General features: G+C 59.1%; 3 protein-coding genes and 1 pseudogene. All 4 read left to right on the top strand.

Translation table 11 applies throughout. The features are described 5' to 3' along the window. Positions 1 to 158 (top strand): annotated as a pseudogene (locus Q362_RS24550) (IS5/IS1182 family transposase); the annotation flags it as partial. A gap of 898 nt (positions 159 to 1056) precedes the next feature. Continuing rightward, positions 1057 to 1557 (top strand): exosortase/archaeosortase family protein, encoded by a 501-nt coding sequence (locus Q362_RS20665; protein WP_051554318.1) that lies wholly within the window; start codon positions 1057 to 1059, stop codon positions 1555 to 1557. Then, positions 1538 to 2179, top strand: coding sequence for a hypothetical protein (locus Q362_RS0113350; protein ID WP_028319098.1), 642 nt, complete (start codon positions 1538 to 1540; stop codon positions 2177 to 2179). The genes Q362_RS20665 and Q362_RS0113350 overlap by 20 nt, the downstream gene beginning before the upstream one ends. Before the next feature lie 17 nt (positions 2180 to 2196). After that, entirely contained in the window at positions 2197 to 7968 is a 5772-nt protein-coding gene (locus Q362_RS0113345) for an RHS repeat-associated core domain-containing protein (RefSeq protein ID WP_028319097.1), read from the top strand. The last annotated feature ends 26 nt before the right edge of the window (positions 7969 to 7994 follow it).

The raw sequence follows: 7994 nt of genomic DNA, 5'->3' as shown, positions 1-7994 counted from the left end.
GTTCGCGCGTCGAGCACGTCTTTGGTGTGCAGGCTCAGAGAGCGGGGAATTTGCTGTTGCGCACGATTGGCATAGCCCGAGCCCGAGCAAAGATCGGTTTGCGCAATCTGGTGTACAACATTGACCGGATGGTGATGCTTCTGGCGACAAACAGGTGAAGTGCGTCCAAGAGGCGGCAACATGGCAAAAGAACGCCATCGAGCGCCGAGTGAAGCGCTGTCAGGGGGCAAAACCGATCGAATCAAGCACCAGGAAAGCATGATCTTTGTAAAAAAAAGCCGGTAAAGGCTGCCGGGAATTACTGAACTAAATTTCAAGATGCCCTCAAGGCCCGCGCCCCGGAACAGCAGCGTCTGCGCCAGGGAGACGAAATGGGTGGTCGGGGCCGCCTGCATCACCACCTGGACGAAGGCGGGCATGCTTTCCCGGGGCGTCACTCCACCCTTCAGTATTCCCCCCCTGCTCTGCCCGCTATTTCAGACAGCCGGAAAATCCTTTGACGAAACAGCCCGCAATTGGCGGCAGAAAACAGCTTGCGGCACCTGCTCCGGCCGATGAGTGAACTTCATCTGCACCTTTTGCCCTCCTTTGTTTGCATTCAATGACAATCACGTCAAAGACGCATAACATCTCTGTTTCATTTTCATTTGTCAGTATCAAATGACAACGGATAATGCGCTAAAATGACGATGCATTTTATTGAACTACGGTAGATCTACCTAATAATTGTTCAGTATTTTTACCTATTGATTAATTTGAAATGAAACGGTCTATTAAAAAACAACCAATCATCATAATGTTACAGTTGGTCATAGTTATTGATAGATTTTTGTTATATTACACATATCAATGAAAATTATCCGCAGGTTGAATATAGATTGCATGGAAGCAACCAGTCATTCTATACAGTATTTTTTATATTATTTGATGATTGTCCGGAAAACAATCGTCAACATATAAAACAAAGTATAATCAACAGGATGTATCAATGCTCAACATGACCCAGCCATCTCTCTTGCCATGAAGGTGTCTCCATCAAGAACGAACCGGCAGAGCTTGACGATCTTCGCCGTTTTGTTTCTCCTGCTCTTCTCCGGTCAGCAGTTTGTCTATCAACAGCTCAGGGGAACCGCCGTTGAAGCCGGCATCGTCTCCGCCTTGGCCGTTGTTCCAAGCGTGACCTGTATCAATATGATTCATCCCGGCGAGAAGGTGTCGGCGCAGGGCAACCGGCTGGTGTCTTCCACTGCCCGCCTTTCCGTTTTGGACGGCTGCGAGGGGACGGAGGCGATCTTCCTGTTGCTTGCCGCCCTGTTGGCATTCCGCTCGACCTGGAAACATACGCTGATCGGGATGGGGCTGGGCATCGCCCTGGTTTTCCTCCTGAACGTCAGCCGCATAACAAGCCTGTACTTTGCCCTGCGTTTTGCAAAAAACTGGTTCGATCCGCTCCATGCCATGGTCTGGCCGATCCTGATCATCACGAGCATCGGACTTTTCTTTGTCTGGTGGACTAACCTGCCGCTGAAAGGCCCTCATGCAGAACCCGGATGTTAGGAACGCCGCCCTTGTCGCCCTGGCGAGCGCGGGCGCTCTCGCCGCCCTGTTTCTTGTGGCCGGAGAGGCATGCGGCACCCTGTTCCTGCCTCTGTACCGTTTCGAGATCGAGGCGATCTTCCCATTCGTGGACATTCAGCATCTCCTGATCGACACAAGCGGAAGCGAACGGCTCATCACCCTGCAAGTGATCTTCAATTCACCTTATTACGTAGGCATGAACCGGCTGGCGGCGGGAACGGCCGTCTCGAGTTCGACCCTGCTTGGCCATGCCTTTCAGCCGCTGGTGATCCTGTTGCCCCTGGTCGGTGCGGCCGGGGCCATTGTGCCGACCAGCAAGAAACGGCTTGTCACTGGCGCGGCGTTTTCACTCGTTCTCCTCACGGCCCTGGATGTTCCGTTCGTCCTGGTGGGCGCCATCGAGGATATCCTGTTCAACCAGTTCGCTCCAGGCAACCCGCCCAGCCTGACAATGCGTTGGCTCTACTTCCTCAATGGCGGCGGTAGATGGGGTCTGTCCGTGGCCGCGGCAATCGTGACGGTTGCGGTTGCTTCCTCGGCATCGGTGAATCTGAATCATAAACGTCTTTCCCTCAAACCAGAGGGGCTGAAGAACGAATAAATGGAGGGGGGAAAGAGATGAAACGGAAAAAATGGTCTTTTACAGGCGTGGTGATCACAACGCTCCTGGTCGTCTGTTGCCGTCCGGCCCTGGCGGTCGAGGTTTCATATAGCTATGACGATCTCGGTCGCCTGACCTCCATGGCAAACAACGACGGCACCACGCTTGCAACCATTGGCAACACCTTTGATGCGGTCGGCAACATCACCCGGAGAGACACCACCAACAGCATAGTGGATACGGACGGCGACGGGATGCCGGATGGATGGGAGACCGCGCATGACCTCGACCCGGACGATCCTGCCGACGCCCAAACGGATGCGGACGGCGACGGTCTCTCCAATCTGGCCGAGTACCAGGCGGGGACCGCCCCTCACAATCCCGACAGCGACGGCGACGGGGTGAACGATGGCGCAGAGGTGGCAGCCGGCACCAATCCGCTTGACCCGACATCCCACCCTCCTTCCTCGGATGGCGACGTCCCGCTGATGAGCGATCTTGCCACGGGATTTCTCCTGCTGCTGCTCATGGGTCTGGGCATGCGGAAACTGCCCCGAAAAACCAACCGTACACTTTTGACGATCCTGCTGCTCCTCCTTGCCCTGCCTGCGCTGCCGCGCGCGGTCTGTGCGGAAGAGTCCACCCCGGCGACAACGGGCATATCCGGGCCGGGCTGGTTCATGTCCACCGCCGACCCGGTCAGCCCGGACGAGGCCAAGGCCTATTACAAGGCCGTCGAACAGGTTAGGGGCATGAAGCTGGAGCCGATGGCCGCAACCACCGCCTCGCCCGAGATAACCGAGCTGGCGCGGGCGTTGCGCAACGATCCCAAGCTCATCTACGATTACGTTCACAACAACATCGAGTATGTTCCCTATTTCGGTTCGCTCAAGGGAGCCACCCTCACCTACCTCGATGGCAGCGGCAACGACTTCGACCAGGCCTCCCTGATGATCGCCCTGTTGCGGGCCAGCGGCTTCACCGCCCAATACGTTTACGGCAAGATGACCATTCCGGGTGCCAATGTCGCCAACTGGCTGGGGGTGGATGTCACCTGGCAGGCCGTCAGCAAGGTCATTGCCAGCGGCGGCATTCCACTTTCAATCTACTCCAATGCGACAGCCCTCATGGATCGGGTATGGGTCAAGGCCACCATTGACGGTGTCGACTACCTCTTCGATCCGGCCTTCAAGACTTACACCCCGGCCCAGAAAATCGATCTGGCCGCTGCCCTGGGCTACAGCCAGGCAGATTTCCTGGCCGGAGCCACAACGGGCGCCACGGTGGGAGCGGATTACGTTCAGAACATGAACGAAGGGAGCATCAAAGGCAAGCTTGCGACCTATGCCACCAATCTTGCGGCAACCATCCGGAGCCAGCACCCCAACAAGTCTGTCGAGGAAATCGGTGGCGGGCGCAGCATAGCCCAGACCACCCTGGCGCAGTATGTCACCACTCTGCCGTTTTCCCCGACAGTCACCGCCACCTGGAGCGATATCCCGGCCACGCATGTCGCCACGATCCGCATTCAATACGCCGGTATCGATTACACCGCCAACATCCAGGATCTTTCCGGCAACCGCTTGACCCTCACCTATGCCGGGTCCGACAATCATCCGGAACTGCGATTGGATGGAACCCTGCTTGCCTCCGGCACCGCCACCACCCTTGGCAGTCGCGCCAACTGCACCGTCGCCATCAACCACCCCTATGCCGCCAACAACGGAACCTATCAGGACCAGTCCGTTACCTACACGCCGGAGAGCGGCAGGCGTTACGCCATCGTCTACAACTTCGGCGGCGTATCCGACACGCTCCTGGCCAAGCGGCAGCAGCAGCTGGACAGGTACAGGGCGCAAGGGCTTGCCGATACCACCGAAGCGGTCATGGGAGAGACGCTGCATCTGATGGGGATGACCTGGCTCAAAGAGGTCGCGCAATCATCGAAGCTCCTTGCAGACATTGCCGAGACCGTGTCCATCAGGCATCACAACGTGGGGATGATGGCCCAGGAGGCCGGTTATTACATCGATGTCAAGGCCGGGTCGGGCAGCACCCTCTCCCGGCACAACATCGATGCGGATGTGGTCGCCCACAGCAAAATCTTTCCTCTCGTGGCCAGTGCCTTCGAACACGGTGTTCTCGAGCAATTGACCGGTTCCGGCAACCCCGGCGTTTCCACCATGAAGCTCTTCCAGATCGCCAACGCCACGGGCCGCAAGGTGTTTCTCGCCAGCAGCGCCAACTATGCCGCGGTCAGGCCGCAGCTGGTCAACTATACCACCGCCGAACTGAACGACTTCCAGAGCCAGGTCAACGCCAGCCGGGTCCTGGTGCTGCCCGACAACGGCCAGCTCACCCTGAACCAGTGGCGGGGCAAAGGATATATCAGCAAGTATTTCACCAGCAGTTCCATGTCCATGGGGATGATTATCGGTGGCGGCTACTTCGGTGGGTATGCGGCGAACCAAGGGGCGGTCAGCACCCCGACTGTCAGCCAGAACACCGCTGTCGCCCAGGTAACGGCCCCCACTCCCGCCACGGTGCACATGAACGTCACGACGGTGCCGCCTTCCACCGGCAGAGACCCGGTGGACATGGCCGGCGGCTCGTTCCTGTTTGACCATACCGACCTCGCCCTTGGCGGCGCGTCGCCCATGGGGCTCGCCTTCAGCCGTTCCTATACCAGCGCCGACGCCATGGCCAGGCGCACCATGGGCAACGGCTGGAGCCATAACTACGACATCCATCTCACCGCGACAAGCCACGGCGAACCGGGGCTCGGGCTGCGGCAGCCGATTGACGCGGCCTCCCTGATCGCCTCCCTCTATGTCGGTTACGACATCCTCAAGGTAAAAGACGACATCACCGGCTGGCTCGCCTCCTCCCTCGTCAGCAAATGGGCCGTCGACCAGGTGATCGACAATGCCATGGTCGTCCATCTGGGCAAGAAGTCGATGGAGTTCGTCAAACTGGCCGATGGCATCTACGCCGCACCTCCAGGCATCACCACCAAGCTGATCAAAAACGGCGACGGCACCTTCAGTCTCGTCGAGCGCTTCGGCACCCGTATCGATTTCAATGCCAACAAGCGGGCCAGCGGGTTGGCCGACATCGACGGCAACACCCTGACCTTCACCTACAACGCCGCGGGCAACCTGGCCACGGTGCGGGATGCCTTCAATCGCACCCTCACCCTGACCTATGACGCCAACGCGCGGGTGAACCGGGTCACCGATTCCACCGGCAGGTCGGTCAGCTACGGCTACAACGCCAACGACCTCGTCACCTATACCGACCCGGAAGCCAAGAGCTGGTCCTACGGCTACGACAACGGCCACCGCCTGACCACCATCACCAATCCGCTGGCCATCACCACCGCCACGAACGCCTACGACTCCCTGGGCCGCGTCATGACCCAGACCGTGCCCCGGCAAGGCACACCAGCCACCGCCACCTACAGTTTCTATTTCTCGGGTTTCCGCAACCAGGAAGTCGACCCGGTGGGCAACGCCACCACCTACCATTACGACCGGCGAGGCCGGGAGTACGCCATCGAGGATGCCCTCGGCCATACGGTCAAGAGGGAGTTCGACGGCCAGGATCACGTTATCCGGACCGTCGATCCACGCGCGAACGTCACCTCCTCCCTCTATGACGGCAACCATAACCTGACCCGGGCCACCAACGCCCTCGGCAAGACCTCGCACTTCACCTACGACACCCTCCATCGGCTCACCGATACCGCCGACCCGCTCGACCATCGCCGCCACAACGTCTACGACAGCGAGCATCACCTGATCCAGAGCACGGTCTATCCCACCGCCGGCAGTTCGGTGAGCACCTCAAGGGCCTATTATAACAATGGCCAGTTGCAGACCAGCCGGGACGGCAGGGACGTGGCCACCACCCTGACCTATGACAGCCTAGGCAACCCGGCCACCAGCACGGTCGGCAGCCATCCGGCGGTGACCTACGCCTATGACGCCATCGGCAGGATGACCGCACTGACCGATCAGGCCGGGACGCGGACCACCTTTGCCTACGACAAGCGCAATCTGCCGACCCTCGTCACCGACCCGCTCGCCAAGACGACCGGGTTCAGCTACGACAACGCCGGCCAGCTCCTGGCCAGGACCGACCGCAACAATCACACCGTCAGCTACGGCTACAGCCCCAGCGGCAAGCTGGCCGCCATCACCTACCCGGACAATACCACCACCGCATATATCTACGACCTGCACGACCGACTGTGGCAGCGCCGGGACAGCCTGGGCACCACCTCCCTGGACTATGACGCGGCAGGACGGCCCACGAGCCTCACCGACGCCAACGGCTTCACCAGCGGCTACCAGTACGACGACGCCGGCAACCTGACCCGGCTCACCTATCCCGACGGCACGACGGTGAGCTACGCCTACGACGCCGCCAACCGGCTGACCGCGGTGCAGGCCGACTGGCTGGGCCTGGCCGCCACTTACACCTACGACGATGCCGGCAGGCTCATCGGGCTTTCCCAGTTCAACGGCACGGTGACGGGCTTCGGCTACGACAATGCCAACCGGCTGGTCGACCTGCAGAACCTGGCCGGCGGTTCCGGCAGCATTATCGCCTCCTACCGTTTCACCCTGGACGGCAACGGCAACCGCATCCACAGCTCCCAGACCGCACCGCTCAATCCGGCCGTGGGCACCGGCAGCGTGGCCCTGACCTTCAACGCCAGGAAAAACCGGCTGCTCACCGCCAACACCGCCACCTTCACCTACGACGACGAGGGCCAGCTCGCCTCCGGGTATGGCAACACCTATACCTTCGACTACGAGCACCGGCTCACCGGCATCGGCGGGGCCTCGGTCAACGAGCAGTTCCGGTACGACGGCGCGGGCAACCGGCTGGAAGTGGTGCGCGATGGGGTGGTCACCCGTTATGTCTACGACCTGAACGGCAACCTCATCGCCGAGGCCACCGGCAACAACGTCATCACCCGTTACTACATCCACGGCCTGGGCCTGCTGGCCATGGCCACCCCCACCGGTGCGCTCTACTGCTACCACTTCGACGCCACCGGCCATACCGTGGCCATGACCGACATCGGCAAACGCATAATCAACAAGTACGCCTACACTCCATACGGCGTCATCGCCAACCAGGAGGAAACCGTGCCCCAGCCCTTCAAGTATGCCGGCCGGCACGGGGTCATGGCCGAACCCGACGGCTTCTATTACATGCGCGCCCGCTACTACGATCCCCAGGTGGGACGATTCATCTCCGAGGACCCCCTGGGGTTTGACGGCGGCGATGTCAATCTGTATGCTTATGCCGGCAACAATCCCGTAATGGCGGTCGATCCCTCCGGACTTACATGGGAGAGTAATGCAAGGTTCCTGGTAGATTTTGTTACGGGCGGAGGAAGTAGCAATAGGTTCTACGGTTCTGGTACCGTAGAATGCCAGGAGATGCAAAACTCTCCTGGAGCCGCCGCTTTGCGGAATGATTTTTATGCTGGTGGTGGTAAAAATTTTGTTTATGGTACTTTTCAGGCTGCTAAAGATACCCTTCTTGATCCTTCTCAGTGGTCAAGCACTGCTTTGCAGGTCGGAGGTTTCGGTGGCGCAAGCGCCGTAAACAATGGAGATGGAACTGTTACCTTTACAATCAATAACACTGCTGGAGCGAGTTCGTTCTTTTATCATGCGGTTTCCGACCGCAGTGGAACTTCAGGACCGTTCAGAAATATTAACCAGACATTTACCTGGACGGAAAATATGGGCAACAGCCATGGGAAGTAATTATCTTAGGCTGAGCCTAGTTATTT

Source organism: Desulfobulbus elongatus DSM 2908 (genome assembly GCF_000621145.1).
Taxonomy (GTDB): domain Bacteria; phylum Desulfobacterota; class Desulfobulbia; order Desulfobulbales; family Desulfobulbaceae; genus Desulfobulbus; species Desulfobulbus elongatus.
This window is presented reverse-complemented; position numbering and strand designations above follow the sequence as displayed.

Coding starts and splice junctions, on each gene's coding strand:
- Q362_RS0113350 (WP_028319098.1), top strand. CDS start 1,538: ATGCAGAACCCGGATGTTAGGAACGCCGCCCTTGTCGCCCTGGCGAGC.
- Q362_RS0113345 (WP_028319097.1), top strand. CDS start 2,197: ATGAAACGGAAAAAATGGTCTTTTACAGGCGTGGTGATCACAACGCTC.